At 67.9% G+C, this 18,457-nt stretch carries 18 protein-coding genes; 1 reads left to right on the plus strand and 17 read right to left on the minus strand.

From position 1 onward, the window contains the following. The 17 genes from ABIS05_RS21080 to ABIS05_RS21160 all read right to left on the minus strand — a co-directional run. Window positions 1-835, minus strand: an 835-nt coding sequence (locus ABIS05_RS21080) for a DegT/DnrJ/EryC1/StrS family aminotransferase (protein ID WP_348013497.1), incomplete at its 3' end; no start/stop codon positions are given. Beyond that, on the minus strand, window positions 823-1,233 hold the full coding sequence (locus ABIS05_RS21085; RefSeq protein WP_348013498.1) for an FdtA/QdtA family cupin domain-containing protein: 411 nt from the start codon (window positions 1,231-1,233) through the stop codon (window positions 823-825). The genes ABIS05_RS21080 and ABIS05_RS21085, both read right to left, overlap by 13 nt. A 71-nt stretch (window positions 1,234-1,304) precedes the next feature. Then, window positions 1,305-2,645: a long-chain fatty acid--CoA ligase gene (locus tag ABIS05_RS21090; protein WP_348013499.1), complete on the minus strand. Its 1,341-nt coding sequence runs from the start codon at window positions 2,643-2,645 to the stop codon at window positions 1,305-1,307. 2 nt (window positions 2,646-2,647) lie between these two features. Next, window positions 2,648-2,881, minus strand: coding sequence for an acyl carrier protein (locus tag ABIS05_RS21095; RefSeq protein WP_348013500.1), 234 nt, complete (start codon window positions 2,879-2,881; stop codon window positions 2,648-2,650). Continuing rightward, window positions 2,874-4,661, minus strand: coding sequence for an HAD-IIIC family phosphatase (locus ABIS05_RS21100; protein ID WP_348013501.1), 1,788 nt, complete (start codon window positions 4,659-4,661; stop codon window positions 2,874-2,876). Before ABIS05_RS21100 ends, ABIS05_RS21095 begins: the two co-directional genes overlap by 8 nt. After that, window positions 4,661-5,857 (minus strand): SDR family oxidoreductase, encoded by a 1,197-nt coding sequence (locus ABIS05_RS21105; protein ID WP_348013502.1) that lies wholly within the window; start codon window positions 5,855-5,857, stop codon window positions 4,661-4,663. The genes ABIS05_RS21100 and ABIS05_RS21105 overlap by 1 nt, the downstream gene beginning before the upstream one ends. Beyond that, window positions 5,854-6,870, minus strand: a complete 1,017-nt coding sequence (locus tag ABIS05_RS21110; protein WP_348013503.1) for a ketoacyl-ACP synthase III — start codon at window positions 6,868-6,870, stop codon at window positions 5,854-5,856. The genes ABIS05_RS21105 and ABIS05_RS21110 overlap by 4 nt, the downstream gene beginning before the upstream one ends. A 12-nt stretch (window positions 6,871-6,882) precedes the next feature. Next, window positions 6,883-7,569 (minus strand): MBL fold metallo-hydrolase, encoded by a 687-nt coding sequence (locus tag ABIS05_RS21115; protein ID WP_348013504.1) that lies wholly within the window; start codon window positions 7,567-7,569, stop codon window positions 6,883-6,885. Window position 7,570: 1 nt separating this feature from the next. Beyond that, window positions 7,571-8,281 (minus strand): SDR family oxidoreductase, encoded by a 711-nt coding sequence (locus tag ABIS05_RS21120; protein ID WP_348013505.1) that lies wholly within the window; start codon window positions 8,279-8,281, stop codon window positions 7,571-7,573. Beyond that, complete coding sequence (locus tag ABIS05_RS21125; protein WP_348013506.1) at window positions 8,281-8,580, minus strand: hypothetical protein; 300 nt, start codon at window positions 8,578-8,580, stop codon at window positions 8,281-8,283. Before ABIS05_RS21125 ends, ABIS05_RS21120 begins: the two co-directional genes overlap by 1 nt. Before the next feature lie 2 nt (window positions 8,581-8,582). After that, the gene (locus tag ABIS05_RS21130; protein ID WP_348013507.1) at window positions 8,583-9,179 is read right to left on the minus strand and encodes a GNAT family N-acetyltransferase; all 597 of its coding nucleotides are present in this window, start codon (window positions 9,177-9,179) and stop codon (window positions 8,583-8,585) included. A gap of 1 nt (window position 9,180) precedes the next feature. Further along, on the minus strand, window positions 9,181-10,095 hold the full coding sequence (locus ABIS05_RS21135; RefSeq protein WP_348013508.1) for a class I SAM-dependent methyltransferase: 915 nt from the start codon (window positions 10,093-10,095) through the stop codon (window positions 9,181-9,183). Window positions 10,096-10,223: 128 nt separating this feature from the next. Beyond that, the gene (locus ABIS05_RS21140) at window positions 10,224-11,648 is read right to left on the minus strand and encodes a TolC family protein (protein ID WP_348013510.1); all 1,425 of its coding nucleotides are present in this window, start codon (window positions 11,646-11,648) and stop codon (window positions 10,224-10,226) included. A 66-nt stretch (window positions 11,649-11,714) separates the two neighbouring features. Then, window positions 11,715-12,929: an HlyD family type I secretion periplasmic adaptor subunit gene (locus ABIS05_RS21145; RefSeq protein WP_348013511.1), complete on the minus strand. Its 1,215-nt coding sequence runs from the start codon at window positions 12,927-12,929 to the stop codon at window positions 11,715-11,717. A 17-nt stretch (window positions 12,930-12,946) separates the two neighbouring features. Then, window positions 12,947-15,286 carry a type I secretion system permease/ATPase gene (locus ABIS05_RS21150; protein ID WP_348013512.1) on the minus strand — a complete coding sequence of 780 codons (2,340 nt, stop codon included), beginning with the start codon at window positions 15,284-15,286 and terminating at the stop codon, window positions 12,947-12,949. Between the two features lie 10 nt (window positions 15,287-15,296). After that, window positions 15,297-17,147, minus strand: coding sequence for a tetratricopeptide repeat protein (locus ABIS05_RS21155; RefSeq protein WP_348013513.1), 1,851 nt, complete (start codon window positions 17,145-17,147; stop codon window positions 15,297-15,299). A gap of 152 nt (window positions 17,148-17,299) precedes the next feature. Then, complete coding sequence (locus ABIS05_RS21160) at window positions 17,300-17,809, minus strand: DUF1993 domain-containing protein (RefSeq protein ID WP_348013514.1); 510 nt, start codon at window positions 17,807-17,809, stop codon at window positions 17,300-17,302. An 80-nt stretch (window positions 17,810-17,889) separates the two neighbouring features. Between ABIS05_RS21160 and ABIS05_RS21165 the strand changes: the two genes are divergently transcribed. Then, window positions 17,890-18,457, plus strand: a 568-nt coding sequence (locus ABIS05_RS21165) for an NAD(P)-dependent oxidoreductase (protein ID WP_348013515.1), incomplete at its 3' end; no start/stop codon positions are given.

Below are 18,457 nucleotides of genomic sequence, written 5' to 3' on the forward strand. Positions count from 1 at the left end.
GTTGCAGCGGCAGCCCTTGCAGCGCATCGAGATAGGCAGCGGCGAGGCGGCGGCGCGCGTCGTTGTCGGCGTCCAGCGACGGCAGCTTGGCGCGCAACACCGCAGCCTGCATCTCGTCCAGCCGCGAGTTCACACCGGCCAGTTCGTGCTTGTACTTGAGGGTGGAGCCGTAGTTGCGCAGCATGCGCAGCTTGGCGGCCAGCGCGTCGTCGTCGGTCGTGATGGCCCCGCCGTCGCCCAGCGCACCGAGGTTCTTGCCGGGGTAGAAGCTGAAGCCGGCGGCATCGCCGAGGCTGCCGGCGCGGCGGCCTTGGTAGCGCGCCCCGTGCGCCTGCGCGGCGTCTTCGATGACCTTGAGGCCGCGCCGGCGCGCGATGTCCAGCAGCGGCGCCATGTCGGCCGGCTGGCCGTACAGGTGCACCGGCATGATGGCTTTCGTGCGCGGCGTGATCGCAGCTTCGATGCGCGCGGGGTCGATGTTGTGCGTGCGCGGGTCGGGCTCGACCGGCACCGGTGTCGCACCGGCCTGGCTGACGGCCAGCCAGGTGGCGATGAAGGTGTTGGACGGCACGATGACCTCGTCGCCCTCGCCGATGCCGTAGGCGCGCAGGATGAGGTGCAGCGCGGCCAGGCCGTCGGCCACGCCGATGCAGTGCCTGGTGCCGCAGTAGGCCGCGAACTCGCGCTCGAAAGCGGCGACTTCCTCGCCCAGGATGTACCAGCCCGAGTCGATGACGCGCGCGATGCCGGCGCGGATCGCCTCGTCATGGACCGCGTTGAGGCGCTTGAGGTCGAGGAACGGGATCGTCGTCGCCGGCACGCTCACTTGATCCACCTCGCGCGCATGAATTCGGCGTAGTCGCGGTAGTAGTCGTCCTCGCTGTAACGGTTGGACGCCAACACCATGCAGACGGCGCCCGACGAGAAGTTGTCGAGCTCCCGCCAGATCATCGGGCAGACGTAGAGCCCGTTGTACGAGCGGTTCAGGTGGACGCGCTTCTTGTCCTTGCCGTCGTCGAGCACGACGTCGAAGCTGCCCGACATCGCGACGATGTATTGGTGCAGTTCCTTGTGTGCGTGGCCGCCGCGCTCGGAGCCGCCGGGCACGTCGTACAGGTAGTAGACCCGCTGGATGTCGAACGGAACGTGGACACCGCCTTCGATGAAGGTCAGATTCCCGCGCGGGTCATGGATCTTGGGCAGGTCAAGGATCTTGCAGCGGTCGATGGACATGGGGGGCATCCTCTAGATGCCGCCAATTGTGGGCCGAGCCGCACCCCTGCCCGCACCGGATTAACGCCGGTTCAACGCCGCATCTTCTTGAAACGAGCCGAGTAGATCTCCTGGTCCAGCATCTCGACCTTGGCCGGCACTTTGTATGCCGTCAACTTGGCCAGGCAGGCCTTGCGGATGCGCAGCCGCAGGTCGGCCAGCGCTTCGGGTTCGTGCAAGGCCACCTTGGCCACGACGATCTGGCCCAGCAGCGCGTGCTTCTCACCCACCACCACCACATCGGCGATGTTGGGTTGCGCCAGGATCACGTCTTCCACCTCCGCCGGGTAGACCTTCTGGCCGCCCACGTTGATCAGGTCCGTCACGCGGCCCAGGATGCGGAAGTACTCGCCATCGACCTCGACGCGGTCCTGCGTGTTGAACCAGCCCTCCGCGTCGAAGCCCGAGGGTGCGTTCAGATAGCCCACCATGCGGTAGTCGGAGCGAATCCACAGGATGCCGTCGCGCACCTGGGTCTCGAAGCCCGAACCGCCGATGCGCACCCACAGCGAGCCATCGGGCCGCGACTGCGAGCGCAGCACGCCGACTTCCGACAGGCCGTAGGTTTGCTGCAGTTCCACGCCGGGGAAGCGCGTGCGGATGCGGTCCAGCGTGGCCTGCGGCATCGTCTCGGTGCCGTAGGTGATGCGCTTCAGCGACGACAGGTCGTAGCGCTGCGCAAGGTCGGTCGCGGCCAGCAGCGTCAGGAACGACGGCGTGGTGGGCAGCAGTTCGACCCTGCAGTTCTGGATCGCCTCGCAGATGGTGGCGATCGCGCGGTTCTCGGCCGTCACGACCGTGCCAAGGCTGGCCGTGATCGCCAGAATCGTGTTGATGCCACCGAAGTGATCGAGCATCAGGAACGGGATGGCCACGACGGGCGTGCGCGCGGTGCGGAACTTGTCCGTCACCCGCTCGAAGTCGTGCAGCATGCCCTTGGGCTTGCCGGTGGAGCCTGACGAGAACAGGATCAACCCCGCCTGGCCGCTGGCGCGGAATTCGTCGAGCATGGGGTTGGCGACGGGCACCGCGTGAGCCTTGAGCGTCCAGCTCAGGCCATCGGGCGCGAAGTCGATGGCGTGGTCGCAGCCGGAAATCGACAGCGCCTCGCCCTCCTCGATCACCGAGCCGCGCGTCATCGGCACCACCAGCGCCTTCAGCGAGGCCAGCGCGAGGATCATGCAGAAGACGTCGGGCGCGTAGTCGGCCAGCACGACGACCGTGTTGCCCGGCGCGACGCCGCGCTGCTTCAACGCCGCCGAGAACTCGCCGATGCGCATCGACACCTCGCCGTACGTTGAAACCCGCCCCTTGTGGACGAAGGCTTTCAGCGCCGGATCGGCGGCTGCGAAGCGGTCAAGCAGCCACTGCATGCTCAGGCCTGTTGCTCTTCGAGAACCAGGCAGATCAGCTTGAACGATGTCGCGTTGCCGGCGTCCTCGTCGGGGATCGTCACGCCGAAGGTCTCCTCCAGCGCGAGCACGAGGTTCATCTGCTTGAGCGAGTCCCAGCCCTGGACGTTGTCCATGCTGGCATCGTCGCCGATGACGGATTCATCGACCTCGAGCACCGAGGCCATCACCTGTTTCACCAAACCCTGATCAAGCATCGCGCAACTCCACCCATGCACTGTCGGCGAGCTGGACGGTGGCCAGCTCGGCCGAATAAGAACCGGTGCCGTCGGCTGCCCTGGCGGACAGGCTCAGGCCCAATCGATCGTAGAAGTCTGCCACCTGCGCATTCTTGGCAGTCGGGCGATAAGCCGCCGTCAGCCGCCGCTTTCCGCGCGCCAGCGCATCGGCCACCACGGCCCGCCAGACCGCCAATTCGATGCCGCGGCCGATGACGCGGCAGCTCATCAGGAAGGAGTGGACGCGCACGGCGTCGCCGTCCTGGGCGTCGTCTTCGGTGATCAGCACGCCCGTCAATCCATGCTCGGCCAGGCGGTCTGCGACGGAGAACGAGTAGACCGTGGCGTCCGGCCGCGCCATCAGCGCCGCCAGGTCGCCGGGCTGCAGCCGCTCGGTCGTCAGGTTGAACTGGTTGGACTTGGCCATCAGCTCGGCGATGCGCGGCAACTGCGCTTGCGCATTGCGCTGCAGGCTGACGACAAGGCCCAGCGAGCGCAGGTAGTCGGCCTGGTTCGCGAAGCCCGCACGTGATTCAGCGGCCTGCGCGAGCGCCCGGTACTGCTGCGTCTTGCCGCGGCTCTCGGCGCTGACGCCTCCGGCCGTGAACAGCGGCACGATCTCGTCGCGCACCAGCGCCGGGTAGTCCTGCAGCGCCTTGGGCACCTGGAACACGCGCACCTGCGGCAGTTGCTCGCGCACGGCCTCGATCTCGAAGGCGGAGTCGTCGATGAAGACGAAACTGTCCAGCCCCAGGTTCAGCTCGGACGCGAGCTCGCGCAGGTTGGCGGGCTTGTCGTCCCAGTTCACCTTCTTGGCCACCAGCTGCGCGTCGCGAAGCACCATGTGCGGGTGGTGGCTCAGCACTTCATCCACGTCGGCCGCGTTGTTCTTGCTGGTCAGGCACAGCAGCACGCCTTGCGCTTCGAGCGCCTTGAACTGCTGCTGCACCGTCCAGAAGATGTTTCCGGGGAAGCTGTAGCGGTCGAGCTTGATGCCGTCCAGGCCGTCCTCGCCGACGATGCCGCCCCACAGGCTGTTGTCACAGTCCAGCGCCAGCACCTTGTGGAACTGCGTGCCGAAGCGGCGCGTGGCGGCCGCAGCGGCCAGCGCGAGCTGGTCCACGAAGCCGGCCGTGTAGGGCGCCTTGCCGCGGAAGTAGAAGCGCGCGTCGAATGCGTGGCGCGCGCCGAATCGGGCCAGCAGGCCGGCGGTCTCGATGAGCTTGGCCTGCGGGTGGCGCGCAGCCACGTCGGCCAGGCCCGCGTTGAAGGCGTCCAGCGCCTGCTGCTGCGCGCTGTGCGCGCCGACAGCCGGATTCAACAGGTGGCCCGCGAACAGCAGCACCTGTGGCACCGCTTGCGCGGCCTGCAGGGCGAGTTCGAGGCGGTTCAGGTAGTCGGCCTGCGCCGCAGCGCGTGTCTCGGCGTCCAGCGTTTCGAGCTGCGTTTCCCAGCCCGGCTGCAGGTTGTCGAAGAACGGCAGGATCAACAGCAGGTCCACGCCCGCAGCCGCATGGGCCTGCGCATCGCCCACGAGGTCGTCGTAGTTGCCCTTGGCGACCTGCAGCCGCACGCCGGCCGCGTAGGCGTGGCGGCGCAAGTAGGTGCCCAGCAGGTCGACGGTGATATTGGCGGCGATGCCGACCTTCAACATGCGCAGCGTCGCCTCGCTGGCGTCGAGCACCTTCAGCGCCTGCAGCACCTCCACCATCGCCGCGTCCGCGCGGCCCAGCGTCGCCAGCGCGTCGGCGTCGCTCATCACCATGCCATCGAGCCCCCGCCGTTGACCCGCAGGTTCTGGCCGGTGATGTAGGCCGCTTGCGGGGAGGCCAGGAAGGCGACCGCGCCGGCCGTGTCCTCGGGCTCGGCCAGGCGGCGCAGCGGCGTCTGGCGCGCGGCCATCAACTGCTGCTTCTCGGACACGTTGGAGATGAAGGCGGTGTTCGTCATGCCCGGCGACACGAGATTGACCGTGATGCCCTGCGGACCCAGCTCTGCGGCCAGGTAGCGCGTCAGCGTCGACAGCGCGCCTTTGGCCAGCGCGTAGGCCGTCCAGCCCGCCACCGGCGCGCCGTCCCAGGACTGGGAACCGATGGAGATCACGCGTCCACCGCCGGCCGCCACCATGGCCGGCTTGCAGGCCTGGATCATCAGCAGTGCACTCTTGAGCTGCACGTCGAGCTGCTGCTGCACGTCGGCCCAGGCGAGGTCGTCAACGCTGCGCGCCACGATGCGCGGCGACGCGGCATTCACGAGCACCGTCACGCCGCCGAAGCGCTGCACAGCCTCGTGCACCAGGCGTGCCGCACCCGCCTCGTCAGACACGTCGGCCTGCACGGCCACCGCGCGGCCACCGGCTTGCTTGATGCGCGCCACCAGCGCCTGCGCCTTGTCGGCGCTGACGTGATAGTTGACGACGACGGCATGGCCGTCGGCGGCCAGCTTCTCGCAGATCACGCGGCCGATGCCGCCGGCGCCGCCGGTGACGATGGCCACCTTCAATGCGGCCTGCAGCGCCTCGGCCTTGGGCTTGGGCGGCTCCAGCAACTTGACCTTGCCGCCGCCCGACAGCACGACCTGGCCGTGCTGGTTGGTGATGCGGGTGTCCAGCTCCAGCAGGCGGTCGCGCGCGTGCTTCTTCAGCACCGTGCACGTCACCGTCAGCGTGTCGCCCAGGCGCACCGGCAGGTTGAAGTCCATCGCCTGCGACACCCACAGCGCGCCAGGGCCGGGCAGCTTGGTGCCGATCACCGTCGAGATGAAGGACGCGCCCAGCATGCCGTGGACGACGATCTCCTTGAACGACGTCTCGGCCGCGTAGTCGGCATCGACGTGCAGCGGGTTGTCGTCGCCCGTCAGTTCGACGAAGCGGCGGATGTCGGCTTCGGTGATGGTCTTGGTCAGCGACTCACTGTGGCCTTCGTGGACGGCGTCGAAATCGGCAAACACGCTCATCGTGCAGCTCCCAAGGTCCAGCGCCAGACGCTGGCCGCAAAGTTGAAGCCGGCGCCGACACCGGCCAGCGCGACGAGGTCGCCCTGCTTGATCAGCCCGCCACGCACCGCCTCGCTGAGGGCGATGGCCAGCGAGGCCGAACCGCTGTTGCCGACCGTCGCCACGTTGGTGTAGGTCTTGTCCATGCCCAACCCCATCTTGCGCACGAGGTACTCGATCAAGCGCAGGTTGGCCTGGTGGAAGACCATGAAGTCCAGCGCCTTCACGTCCACGCCGGCCTTCTCGCAGGCGCGGCGCACCGTCGGCGGCAGGTGGGTGATGGCCTGCTTCCAGGTCGCAATGCCGTTCATCTCCATCAGGTCGACGGCGGCGTCGAATGCCCGGCCGTTGTTGGCGTGAGCGGCGCCGCCGCCACGCAGGCGCACGGCTTCGTAGTTGGACGGGTCGGTGTGGAAAGCCGAGGCCTGGATGCCCTGCCCTGCGTCGGCCGGGCCGAGCACCGCGGCACCGGCGCCGTCGCTGAGATAGATGGCGGTGTTGGCGTCGCTGCGGTCGATGTAGCGGCTGCAGAACTCGACGCCGATGACCAGCGCGTAGCCGACCGATGTGTCAACGCGCATGCGGTCCGACGCGGCGGTGAGGCCGGCGACGAAGCCCGAGCAGTTGGCCTGCAGGTCGTAGATCTGCGCGCTTTTGGCGCCGATCTGTTGCGCAACCTTGGCGGACAGCGGCGGGAACTGGTAGTCACCCGAGAAGGTGCAGCAGATGATGAGCCCGAGCTGGTCTGGCGTGATGCCGGCCATCTCCAACGCCTGGCGCGCGGCGGCCACGGAGTAGCCCCAGGCGGTGTCGTCGGGCGCGGCGATGTAGCGGCGCTCGATGCCGGTCTTCTCGACGATCCACTCGGGCGTCACGTCGAGGTTGCGGCACAGGCTCTCGTTGTCCTCGAACTGGGCCGGCAAATGGTGGCCGACGCCGACGATGGAGACTGCGGGCAGATGGGGGTTGAGCACGGTCATGAGGAGTTAGGCCGAAACCGCAGCGGCCATGAAGGCGCGCAGCTCTTCATTGCCGGCGTGGATCTGATCGATGGTGGCGGTGCCGCCGTGGCCCGGCAACACCAGCGTGTCACCCGGGATCCAGGCGAACAGCGCTTTCAGCGAGGCGCGCAGCTGGTCGTGGTCTTCGCCGGGCAGCTTGGACAGCGCCGTGCGGCGCGCGTACAGCGAGTCGCCGGAGAACAGCAGGCCGTCGACCAGGATGCCCGCGCCGCCCGGCGTGTGGCCCGGCAAGGCATGGAACGTGAAGTGACGGCCACCCACGCCCACGCTGGCACCGTCGTCGGGCAGCAGCGTGAACTCGGGCAGCGCGATGCGCGCCTTGATCTTGAAGGCGGCCATCAGGAAGTTGGACAGCTTGGCGGTCTTCAGGTCCTGTGCACGCAGGTAGACGGAGGTGCCGAAGCGCTCCTGCAGCCAGGCGGTGCCGCCGACATGGTCGAAGTGGCCATGCGTGCACAGCACGGCAACCGGCGTCCAGCCGCTGTCCGCGATGGCTGCCTCCACGCGCTCGCGGTCCAGGCCGGGGTCGACGACGACACAGGCGCCGGGCTGCTGCGGGTCAGCCAGCAGGTAGGTGTTCGAGTGCAGCTCGTGGTTGGTAATGCGCCGCAGCGCGCCACCGAGCAGGCTCTCCACCGCCGGTGTCGTCACGTCAGTTCACTCCGCCCAGGAAGACCGTCTGCGCCGTGACGTAGCTGCTGCGCTCGCTGGCGAAGAAGTCCACCACGTTGAAGATGTCGTCCGCCCTCGCATAGCGCGGCATGGGCAGGCCGGCGATCACGGCATCGACCTTGTCACGTGGCAACTGCCCCAGCATGTCGGTCTCGATGGCCGTGATGCCCAGCGTGTTGCAAGTGATGTTCAGCGGCGCGAATTCCTTGGCCATCACGTTGGCCAGCGTCGCCACGGCCGCCTTGGTGGCCGCATAGACCGAGTCGCCGATGGGCTCCAGACTGGCGGCCATGGAGCCGATGTTGATGATGCGGCCCCACTTGCCCTTGCGCATCAGCTTGGCTGCCTCGCGCGACACCATGAAGGTGCCGAACAGGTTGGTCTCGAACATGCTGCGGGCCGCAGCCGGCGGCATGATCATCGAGTACTGCGAGGTCAACACCGCCGCGTTGTTGATGACGATGTCGACGCGGCCCACCGTCTTGCGCACCTGCTCGAAACCGCGCGCGACCGCGTCGGCATCGCCGACATCCACCTCGATGTCGGTGTAGCTTTCGTGGGCGAGACCGTCGTCGGCATGCCTGCTGAAACCGATGACCTGCGCACCTTCGCGCAGGAAATGCCCGGCCAGCAACCGTCCGACGCCGCGCCGCGCACCGGTCACGAGGACGATCTTGCCGGCGTAGCGCATCAGGCCAGCAGCTCCAGGATGTAGGTCTTCAACGCGATCACGTCGGTGAACGGCACCGGGTCGCGGCTCATGGCCTTGTCGTCGGTCAGGCTGATGGGCTTGCCGAACTGGTCGGACACGGCCGTCTCTAGGTCGACGATGACGGAGACGAGGGACAGCGAATCGAGCGCCGACCCCTCGCCGAACAGGCAGGTGCTCGGACCGACGGCGATCTGCTCGCCGGGGCCGCGCTCCTCGTTGAGCGTGCGCAGCGCCTGGTAGATCGCGTCCAGCACGGCGGTTTCTTGGGAAATGCTCATCATCAGTCCTTGGATGTCTGCGCCGCAGCGCGGCGGCCGGCGGCAATCAGCGAATTCATGCGCGGCAAGGCCACGTTGCGGTACTCGTCAGCCAGCATGCCGAGCCAGACAGCATCCTGGAAATGGCCATTGATGAAGTAATGGCGGCGCATGCGGCCTTCCTCCTTCATGCCGAGGAATTTCTGCCACTTGATCATCAGCGTGTTGTCGGACGCCACGGTACCGAAGATGCGCTGCAGGCCCAACCGGTCGAACACCAGTTCGTAGACCAGCTTCATGGCTTCCACGGCGGCCGGTACGCCACGCACCGCCGCCTCGTCACCGATCAGGAAACGCCCCGGCTCGCAATGGCCGTGCTCGGTGTCGACGCCGGTGACGGACACCATGCCGACCTCACGCCCGTCCTTGAGGCGGATGACGAAGTTGAACTCGGCCTCCGGGCGCTTGGCGATCCAGGCGGCTTGCTGTTCGACGCTCGCAGCACCGCGGTTGAGATTGGCCGCGCGCTGGCTCTGGCGCCAGCCAAAGGTGAGTTCGGCATGCGCCGGCGTGAGCGGCACCAGATCGACGAACTCGCCGGCCAGGGTCAGCGCAGGCATGTCATGCCTTCGGCGTCAGCACCATCGCCAGCGCGCCCGGCACGGGCAGGCCGGGCTTGGCGGGTGCATAGGCGTTGGCGAAGAAGCTGTGCTCCAGATGCAGGCCCGCGGCCTCGACCTGGGCCACCACCTCTTCGGGCTTGCGGTAGAGGTAGATGTGATCGGCGTGCGCGGCGTTCAGCGCCGCCGTGACGAACAGGCGCCCACCCGGCGCGGTGAGCTTCTTCAGGCCCACGAGGAAGGCGACCGGGTCCTCCAGATGCTCCAGCACTTCCACGCAGATGACGGCGCGGTATTGCTCCGGGCTGTCGCCCTCGAGGATGTCCTGCCGGCGCAGCGCGTAGCGCGGCCCGAAGCCGAAGCTGCCAACGTGGGCGCCGGTGAATTCGAGCGACAGCGGGCTGATGTCCAGCCCAGTGCCGCGCAGCGCCGGCAGCGCCTGCAAGGCCAGCCGCGAGTAGATGCCGGTGCCCACGCCGACCTCGGCGAAGGTCTCGACGCCCTGGCGCTGCAGCCACGGCAGGAAGAAGCCCTTGAAGTACTCGATCTGCTGGTAGTGGTGCGTCCACAGGTAGTGCGACAGCAGCAGGCCCGGCAGGTACTGGCGACGCATGTAGTCGTCGTTGTAGTACACCTCGGCGGCCGCCTCGGCGTACGTCTTGGCCGGGTAGCTCAGCTCCTGCTCGAAGCGCTTCTGGCGGCGCATCGAGTCCATGACGAAGGCGGCATAGCCCTTGACTGCATCCTGCAGTGCGGCGTCGCTGCCGTAGAAGTTCAGCAGCATGGCCGAAAAGTCGGCCTCCCAGGCCGGCCCGAATTCGGCTGCGGCCCGACGAACGCTCTCCCGCGCGAAACGGGCCGAGCTCTCCATCAGGGTCAGGAGCTTGGCAATCGGCGCCGGGGCTGTCGGGAGCATGCGTGTCCTTCTCTGGAGGAGTACAGGCCCGCAGTAGACCTCAAAAAAGTGACCACGTAACAGCGAGCACCGGGCGGGAAACCGCCCAAATCGCGACCCTGGCGTGGGCGGGTCGGTGGGGCGGCGGGTCAGCGCAACGGCGTGGTCACGCCGCGGCCCATGGACCACATCATGGCGTTGATCTGCTGGGCGTCGAACAAGGCGTTCACGTGCGCAATCCGCATCGAGTAGTAGTCGCTCTCGGCCCCCATCACGTCGAACAGCGAGCGGCGGCCGAGTTGCTGCCACTGCTGCAGCGTGGAGGCGCGCACGCGGTCGCTGTTGCGCAGGATGTCGACGATGCGGCGGGCGCGGTCCAGCGCGGACGAGCCCATTTCGTACATCTCCAGCAAGCGGTAGCGCTTGGCCTCGATGGCTTCATCGCGTTGCAGCACGGTGGCGCGGTAGCGCTGCACGGCCGCGTTGGCCTGCGCTCGCGCGCCCGGCTGCAGGATGGGGATGGTGACCGAGACGCCGGCACCCAGGTCGGTGGAGCGCGACTCGCCCGGCAGCGCGCCGGTGCGGTACAGCGCGCTCGCGCTGCCGGTCAAGTTGACGGTGGGCTTCTGGCCGGCGATGACGGACTCGGCGAAGTTGCGCTGCGACCGCGCCTGCGCCTCGGCCTGGGCCACGTCGGCCCCCAGCAGGATGTCGCTCTTCATCTGCTCCAGGTCCGGCAGCACCGCCAGCGTGGCCGACATGCCGATGGCGGGTGGCAGCGGCTCGCCCACCAGGCGCGTCATCCGCACCTCCGTCTGGCGCAGCGCGGACATGGTCTGCTCCAGCGACAGGTCGGCCTGCTGCAGGCTTTTCTGCGCCTGCACGAGTTCGCTGGCGCGGCCGCGGTCGGCCTGGGTGATGACTTCCAGCGCGTCGACCAGACAGGCCATCTTGCGCACGTACTGCGCGTAGACCTGGCCCTGCAGCACGTAGCGGCTGCGGTCCAGCGCGGTCGTGACCACGTTCAGCGACAACTGTTCCTCGGCGCTGCGCTGTCCTTGCGCGGCCACTTCGGCCAGTTCCTTGCGCCAGTCGGTCAACTTGGCGATGCGGCCGAAGTCCCACACCGACATGGTCGCATTGAGCGTGGCGCCCACCTGCGCGCGCCCGGCGCCCACGGAGCCCAGGGACTGATGGATGCCATTGACGCCGATGTTCAGCGACGCGCTGGGCAGCCCCAGCGCATGCGTGTCTTCGATGTCCGAGCGTGCCGCATCCGCCAGCAGGCGCACGGCGCCCAGCGCCTTGCTGCGCGACAACGTGGCGTCCACCAACGACTGCAGCGCGGCGCGCGGGTCAGCGCTGTGGGTGTCCAGCGCCGTCATGTCGCGCCCCATGCGTGACAGGCCGGCATCGTCCTCGTTGCAACGGCCTTGCGACGCGGGCGCCTCAGCCTGGGCAGCGGGCGGCGCTGCACGCTTTGGCGGGCGCGCCTGCGCCAGCGCGGCGGGGCTCTGGAGCACGAGGGCGGCAGCGAGGCCGCGAGCGATGAGATGGCGGAAGAAGTACAGCATGGCCCCGTCACTAGACCATCCGACCTCCCCGGCCAAAGCCCGGATAAGCGGGGCGACGGGCCGCCTTTATCGTTCCCGCAGCGCTTCGCGTGACTTCATCATCGGCCGCAGCAGATAGCTCAGCACCGAGCGGTCGCCCGTGCGGATCTCCACCATCGCCTGCATGCCGGGAATCACCGGCAGCGGCTTGCCCTTGAATTGCGTGTTGTTGCGGTCAGCCGAGACAACGGCGCGGTAGTAGGTGTTGTCGTTGTTCTTCTCGTTCTCGCCCATCGCGTCGGGGCTGATGTACTCGATCTTGCCCTCCAGGCCGCCGTAGACGTTGAAGTCGTAGCCGATCAGCTTGATCTCGGCCGTCTGACCGATGCGGATGAAGCCGATGTCCTTGGGCTTGATGCGTGCCTCGACCAGCACGCGCGGCCCGATGGGCGAGATTTCCATGATGGGCGCGCCCGTCGTGATGATGCCGCCCACCGTGTTGACTCGGATGTTCTTCACCACGCCGTGCACCGGCGACTTCAGCACCGTGCGCTGCATCGCGTCCTGGCGCACCACCATCTGCTCGTCGAGCTGGGTCAGCTCGTTTTGCACGCGCACGAGTTCGCTGCTGGCCTCCTGGCGGAAGCGGCTGACGCGTTCGGTGCGCTGCTGCTGAAGCTCGTTCACCTGGCGGTTCAGCCGCAACACTTCGACGTCGGACATCAAGCCCTTGGCCGACATGTCCTGCGCCAGGCGCTGCTCGCGGGCCAGCAAACCCGCGCTGCGGCCGATGGCGCTGACCGCTTCGTCCAGCAGACGGCGGCGCGCGTCGAACGCTTCGGTCTCCGCCGCCACGAGGGCGGGCACGGCCAGCACTTCAGCGGGGAATTTCAAGCTGCTCGCACCCGCTTCGGCGGTCAGGCGGGCGGCCTGCGCCTTCAGGGCAATGCGCTTGGCCTGGCCTTCGTTCTGCGAGGCTTCGACGCGGGTCGGGTCCAGCTGCGCCAGCTCCTGGCCGGTCTGCACCTCCTGGCCCTCGCGCACGTACAGCTCGCGCAGGATGCCGCTGTCCAGGCTGGCGATGACCTGCTCGCGCCCATCGGGCACGATCCGGCCGTCACTGCGGGTGACTTCGTCCACGTGCGCGATCGACGACCAGGCGATGGCCGTCGCGACGGCGGCCAGCAGCAGGTAGAGCACCCACGTCGCGCGCGGCAGTGGCTCGTCGAGCTGGGCACTTTCCAGCCCGGTGACGAACAGGCTTTCCTTGCGGCTCAGCGCGCTCTTGTCGTTGCTGGCCATGTCAAGGCAACTTCATCTCAAACCGACGCGGAGCGCTGCACGGGCTGGGCCGACGGGTGCATGTGCAGGTTGCCGCCCTCGGCGGCTGCGGCAGCCGCCGGCGGGGTCGCCGCGCGCACACCGGAGAGCGCCGCCAGCACCTGGTCGCGCGGGCCGTCGAGCACCATGCGGCCGGTGTCGACCACGATGACGCGCGACACCAGCTCCAGCACCGCTGGCCGGTGCGTCACGACCACCAGTGTGCAGTTGCCGGCCGCGTCGCGCAGTTGGCGCAGGAAGGCCATCTCGCTCTGCGCGTCCATCGAGCTGGTGGGCTCGTCCATCAACAGGATCTGCGGCTTGGTGACCAGGCTGCGCGCCAGCGCCACCAGCTGGCGCTGGCCGCCGGACAGCAGCCCGCCCATTTCGCCCACCGGCAGGTCCCAGCCCTGCGGGTGGCCGGCGATGACGCGGTCCAGGCCGGTCAGCCGCGCCACTTCGACGAGGCGGGCGGCGTCGATGTGCGCGCGGCCCATCAACACGTTGTCGCGCAGCGTGCCGTGGAACAGGCGCGGGTCCTGCGACACGAAGCCCACGTGGGCGCGGAATTCGGCAGGGTCGAGCTGGCGCAGGTCGATGCCGTCCACATCCACCATGCCCTCGCTGGGCAGGTACAGACCAGCCAACATGCGCAGGATGGTCGACTTGCCACTGCCGATGCGGCCGAGGATGGCGACGCGCTCGCCCGGCTCCAGCTTCAGGTTCACGTTCTTCAGCACCTTGGGCGCGGCGGCATCGCCCACCATCGGGTAGCTGAAGCCCACGTCGTGCAGGCCCAGGCGGCCGCTGAACTGGGTCAGCGGCACGTAGTTGCGGCTGCTGTCGCGTTCGGTGGGCGCCTGCATCATGCGGTCCAGCGACAGCATGGCGGCCTGCGCGCCCTGGTAGCGCGTGGCCAGGCTGACAAGGCTGCCCAGCGGCATCAGCGCGCGGCTGGCGAACATGACCGAGCCGATCAGCGCACCTGAGGTAATTGCACCTTCCTGGATCAGGTAAACGCCCCACACCAGCATGACGAGGTTGATGCTCTGCTGCATCGTCATCGAGATGTTGGAGCTCCAGCTCGACATGTTGCGAGCCCGCATCGCCGACTCGGCAGCGATGGCGGTGCTGGTTTCATAGCGGCGCAGGAAGCGGCCTTCCGCGCCCGAGGTCTTCAGGTCTTCCAAGCCCTCGATGGCCTCGACCAGCGTGCCTTGCAGGTCGGCCATCTCCGTCATGTTGGTACGCATGGCCTGGCGCAGATAGCCCTGGATGGCGTACGTCATGATCAGGATCAACGGGATCGCGACCACCAGCACCCAGCCCAGCGGCCCACCGATGAAGAAAGTCATCGCCACGAACAGCACCACGAAGGGCAGATCCGTCAGCACCGACATCGTGGCCGACGCGAAGAACTCGCGCACGATTTCGATCTGTGCCAGGTGGTGGGCATAGGAGCCCGCCGAACCCGGCTTGTGCTCCATGCGAACGCCCAGGGTCTGGCGGAACAGCTTGGCGCCGATGATCATGTCGGCCTTGCGGCCGGCCAGGTCGATCAGGTGGGCGCGCAACTGGCGCGAGAACAGGTCGAACACCAGCGCAATGCCCGCGCCGACGGCCAGCGCCCACAGCGTGACAAGCGCCTGGTGCGGGATGACCTTGTCGTAGATCACCGAGGTAACCACGCCGGACACGAGCATCAGCACGTTGCTGAGCAGGGCCGCCACCATCGCCGAGCGGTAATACGGGATGAAACGCTTCAGCGTGCCCCACAACCAGTGCTCGCCGGGCGGGCGCAGGATCTGCCCGTCCGCCGGGTTGCGCGTGTGCGCCTGCGACTGCTGCTGCGGCGACACCGCCAACATGAAGCCGCTGTACTCGGGCTCCAGCTCCGCCGTCGTCGCCGGCACGGCTGCGGCCTCGGGGCCGGGGAACACAACCTCGTAGCGGCCATCGCCATCGGCCAGCCGGCGCACCAGCACGCAGGCGTCGCCGCCGTTGAGCAGCAGCACGGCCGGCAGCAGCAGGTCGTTGATGTCGTCGATGGACTTGCGCAGCAGGCCAGCGTTGTAGCCGGCGTCGCGCATGACGCGGATGGCGCCATCTGGCGCCAGCGGCCCTTCAATCGGTGCACCAGCGCGCAGCGACTCGGGCGAACGCGGCTTGCCGTGGTGGCGCGTCAGCCAGGCCAGCGCCTGAAGCAGCGGGTCGCCTGCGGGCTGGCTGGCCAGGTCGGCCAGCGGGTCCGCCGGCGCCGGCGGCTCGCCGTTGGCGGCCAGGCGCAAGCCCGGCGCCTGCGGCTGGCCGTCGAAGAAGGGGTCGCGCTGGCGTGACATCAGGCTTGGGTCAGGACTTCACACGGGCCGGGAGGGCCAGACGCTCGAATTCACGCTCTATATCGCGCACCGTGGCCGGGATGTCAAACAGCGGCGAGCTGCGGCCGTGCTCGGCCAGATAACGCTTGTAGGACGCCGAGCGGGCCGGCTGGTTGCCGATCTGCACCGCGCGCTGCTCGTATTCATCGATCGTCGTCGTGATCAGGTCGGGCAGGCCCACGGCCGTCAGCAGGCTGCCGGCCATGCGCGAGATGTAGGTCTTGCCCGAACGCGTCAGGATGGGCGTGCCCATCCATAGGCAGTCGCTCGCCGTGGTGCCAGCGTTGTACGGGAAGGTGTCCAGGAACAGGTCAGCCAGAGCAAAACGCGCCAGATAGTCGGCCGGCAGCGCGCGCGGCGCGAACACGAGGCGGTCGGGCGTGATGCCTTCCTGCACGGCGACACGGGTCAGATTGGCCTGCGCAAATGGGTTGTCCGCCAGCAGCCACAGCACGCTGCCCGGCACCTGGCGCAGGATTCGCATCCAGCAGCGCCAGACCTGCTCGCTCATCTTGTGGTTGTTGTTGAACGCACAGAAGACGAAGCCTGCTTCCGGCAGACCGGCCTGGGCCCGCGTGGGCACGGCGTTGGCCGTGCGCTGGCGGTCGCTGACCTGGTACGAGTTCGGCAGGTAGATGGGCTTCTCGGTGTGATACGGCAGCGACTCGGGCGGCATCACGAAGCGATCGGCCAGGATCCAGTCCACGCCAGGCAGTGCCGACGTGGCCGGCAGGCCCAGGTAGCTGACCTGGATGGGTGCCGGCCGGTGGGCCAGGATGCCGGGGCGTGCGCCGCTGGTGAGGCCTTGCAGATCCACCAGCACGTCGATGCCGGCAGCGGCGATGAGGCCGGCGGCTTGCCGGTCACCTATGCCGCCGATGGGCGTGAGGCTGTCCACCGACGCCTTGATGCGGGCGCGCAGCGGCGTGCCGTCCTCGCGGCTCCAGCAGAAGGCGTGAACCTCGAACTTCTCGCGGTCGTGCAGCTCGTACAGCTCAGCCGTCAGCAAGCCCACGGCGTGCATGCACAGGTCGCCGGACAGGTAGCCGATCTTGATCTTGCCGCTGCGCTCGTGCCCCTGGTGCAAAGGCGGCGTGGTGACCTTGGCCACCTTCTCGTACACGAAGCGCTGGGCGGTGAGCAACTGCAGCGCGGGGTCGTCGCTCTCGTCGAGCATGCCCAGCAGCGACGTGCTCATCAGCAGGTGGTTGTGCGTGACGTCGCCGAAGGTGTCGTACACCGGCCAGGCGCACTGCTTCTGGCGGATGTGCACGTAATGCTGAGCCACGTCGCTCTGGCGCGGGCCCAGTGCCAGCGAGCGGCGCATCAGCGCTTCAGACTCGTCATAGCGCTTGAGCGTCTCCAGCAGGCGCGCGGCGTTGTTCAGGGCGTGCAGGTGCAGCACCACCGGTTCGGTGCCCAGCCCCACGGGTGCGGCATCGTCATAGACGGCGCGCCAGTGCTCCAGCGCCTCCTCCGAGCGGCCTTGGTGTTCCACCTGGTGACCCAGGTTCAACTTGGCCTGCGCGAAGTTGGGCGCCAGTGTCAGCGCCATGCGGTACGCAGCCTCAGCCTCGGCGTGGCGGCCCATGTCGCCCAGCAGGGTGCCCCAGTTGAAGCAGCCCACGTGGCGGAACGGCGACGGCGTGGCCGCTACCCAGTTCTGGTACAGCAGCACCGCAGCGGTGGCCACGCCGGCCGCCTGCAGCTTGGCCGCAACGTCCATGAGCTGCGGCAGCTCCATCTGGCCGCTGCGCGCCAATGCCAGCCATTGCTCGACTTGAGCGATGGCTTGGGATTGGGCGGGGGTGGGCGTGGACATGTCCATACGGCGTACGGGCGGCACAAAGCGGATCGTCCGATCATTTTCAAGCCGTACCCACGCGGAAGGTGCGGGGAACAGGCTGCGGTTTGCGCAGCATTTCCCACACTGGCGGGTTCAAACCGGGGGGTGAGCCCCTCCCGGCAGTCGCGTCAGCCGCCCAGGTAGTCGTTCTTGCCCAGCGGCACGCCGGCATGGCGCAGCAGCGCGTAGGTCGTGGTGGCGTGGAAATAGAAGTTCGGCAGCGCGAAATGTCTCAGATAGGTCAAGCCGTCGAACTTGTGCGGGTCGCCGGTGCGTCGCGGGATGACGATCTCGCGGCCCTCGCTGCCCTCGAAAGCTTCGGCCGGCACCGACAGCACGAAGTCACGCGTCTTGCGGATGCGCTCGGCCAAGTCGTCCAGCGTCGTCTCGTTGTCCTCGAACTTGGGGTTCTCCTGCTCGCCCAGGCGCGCCACGCAGCCCTTGGCGGCGTCGCTGGCGATCTGGATCTGCCGGGCCAAAGGCAGCATGTCGGGCGCCAGGCGCAGCGTCAGGTAGACATCGGTCGAGAACTTCTTCGCTTCGGCATGCGTCTTGGCGGCCTCCAGCCAGTTCAACATGTTGCCCAGCAGCTTGGCGAAAGGCGGCACGCTGGCGGCGTGCATGGAAATCGTGGTCATCGAGTGAGTCTCCTTGAGGGAAAGCGATGGTAGTCACGCAGCCAATAGCCCTGCAAAGCACCGGGCACAATCCCCCAGCCATGAATGTGATCATCCTCGATGACTACCAAGACGCCGTGCGCAAACTGCGCTGCGCAGCGAAGCTGGAACCGCTGAACGCCAAGGTGTTCACCAACACGGTCAAGGGCATCGGCCAGCTGTCCGTGCGGCTTCGCGATGCCGAGGTGCTGGTGCTGATCCGCGAGCGCACCGCCTTCCCGCGCCAACTGCTCGAAAAGCTGCCCAAGCTCAAGCTGATCTCCCAGACCGGCCGCGTCGGCAGCCACATCGACGTCGAGGCCTGCACGCGGCTGGGCATCGCGGTGGCCGAGGGCGCGGGCAACCCGGTGGCGCCGGCCGAGCTGACCTGGGCGCTGATCATGGCGTCGATGCGTCGCCTGCCCCAGTACATCGGCAACCTCAAGCACGGCGCCTGGCAGCAGGCGGGGCTCAAGGCGGCATCGATGCCGGCCAACTTCGGCCTCGGGCTGGTGCTGCGTGGCAAGACGCTGGGCATCTGGGGCTACGGCAAGATCGGCCAGCGCGTGGCCAACTACGGCCGCGCCTTCGGCATGAACGTCACCGTCTGGGGGAGCACCGAGTCGCGCG

The organism is Roseateles sp. (assembly GCF_039929605.1).
Classification (GTDB): domain Bacteria; phylum Pseudomonadota; class Gammaproteobacteria; order Burkholderiales; family Burkholderiaceae_C; genus Pelomonas.

What these genes read in the sequence shown, in the direction of transcription:
- ABIS05_RS21085 (WP_348013498.1), bottom strand. Translation starts at nt 1,233, where the DNA reads ATGTCCATCGACCGCTGCAAGATCCTTGACCTGCCCAAGATCCATGAC.
- ABIS05_RS21090 (WP_348013499.1), bottom strand. Translation starts at nt 2,645, where the DNA reads ATGCAGTGGCTGCTTGACCGCTTCGCAGCCGCCGATCCGGCGCTGAAA.
- ABIS05_RS21095 (WP_348013500.1), bottom strand. Translation starts at nt 2,881, where the DNA reads ATGCTTGATCAGGGTTTGGTGAAACAGGTGATGGCCTCGGTGCTCGAG.
- ABIS05_RS21100 (WP_348013501.1), bottom strand. Translation starts at nt 4,661, where the DNA reads ATGAGCGACGCCGACGCGCTGGCGACGCTGGGCCGCGCGGACGCGGCG.
- ABIS05_RS21105 (WP_348013502.1), bottom strand. Translation starts at nt 5,857, where the DNA reads ATGAGCGTGTTTGCCGATTTCGACGCCGTCCACGAAGGCCACAGTGAG.
- ABIS05_RS21120 (WP_348013505.1), bottom strand. Translation starts at nt 8,281, where the DNA reads ATGCGCTACGCCGGCAAGATCGTCCTCGTGACCGGTGCGCGGCGCGGC.
- ABIS05_RS21125 (WP_348013506.1), bottom strand. Translation starts at nt 8,580, where the DNA reads ATGAGCATTTCCCAAGAAACCGCCGTGCTGGACGCGATCTACCAGGCG.
- ABIS05_RS21130 (WP_348013507.1), bottom strand. Translation starts at nt 9,179, where the DNA reads ATGCCTGCGCTGACCCTGGCCGGCGAGTTCGTCGATCTGGTGCCGCTC.
- ABIS05_RS21135 (WP_348013508.1), bottom strand. Translation starts at nt 10,095, where the DNA reads ATGCTCCCGACAGCCCCGGCGCCGATTGCCAAGCTCCTGACCCTGATG.
- ABIS05_RS21140 (WP_348013510.1), bottom strand. Translation starts at nt 11,648, where the DNA reads ATGCTGTACTTCTTCCGCCATCTCATCGCTCGCGGCCTCGCTGCCGCC.
- ABIS05_RS21145 (WP_348013511.1), bottom strand. Translation starts at nt 12,929, where the DNA reads ATGGCCAGCAACGACAAGAGCGCGCTGAGCCGCAAGGAAAGCCTGTTC.
- ABIS05_RS21150 (WP_348013512.1), bottom strand. Translation starts at nt 15,286, where the DNA reads ATGTCACGCCAGCGCGACCCCTTCTTCGACGGCCAGCCGCAGGCGCCG.
- ABIS05_RS21155 (WP_348013513.1), bottom strand. Translation starts at nt 17,147, where the DNA reads ATGTCCACGCCCACCCCCGCCCAATCCCAAGCCATCGCTCAAGTCGAG.
- ABIS05_RS21160 (WP_348013514.1), bottom strand. Translation starts at nt 17,809, where the DNA reads ATGACCACGATTTCCATGCACGCCGCCAGCGTGCCGCCTTTCGCCAAG.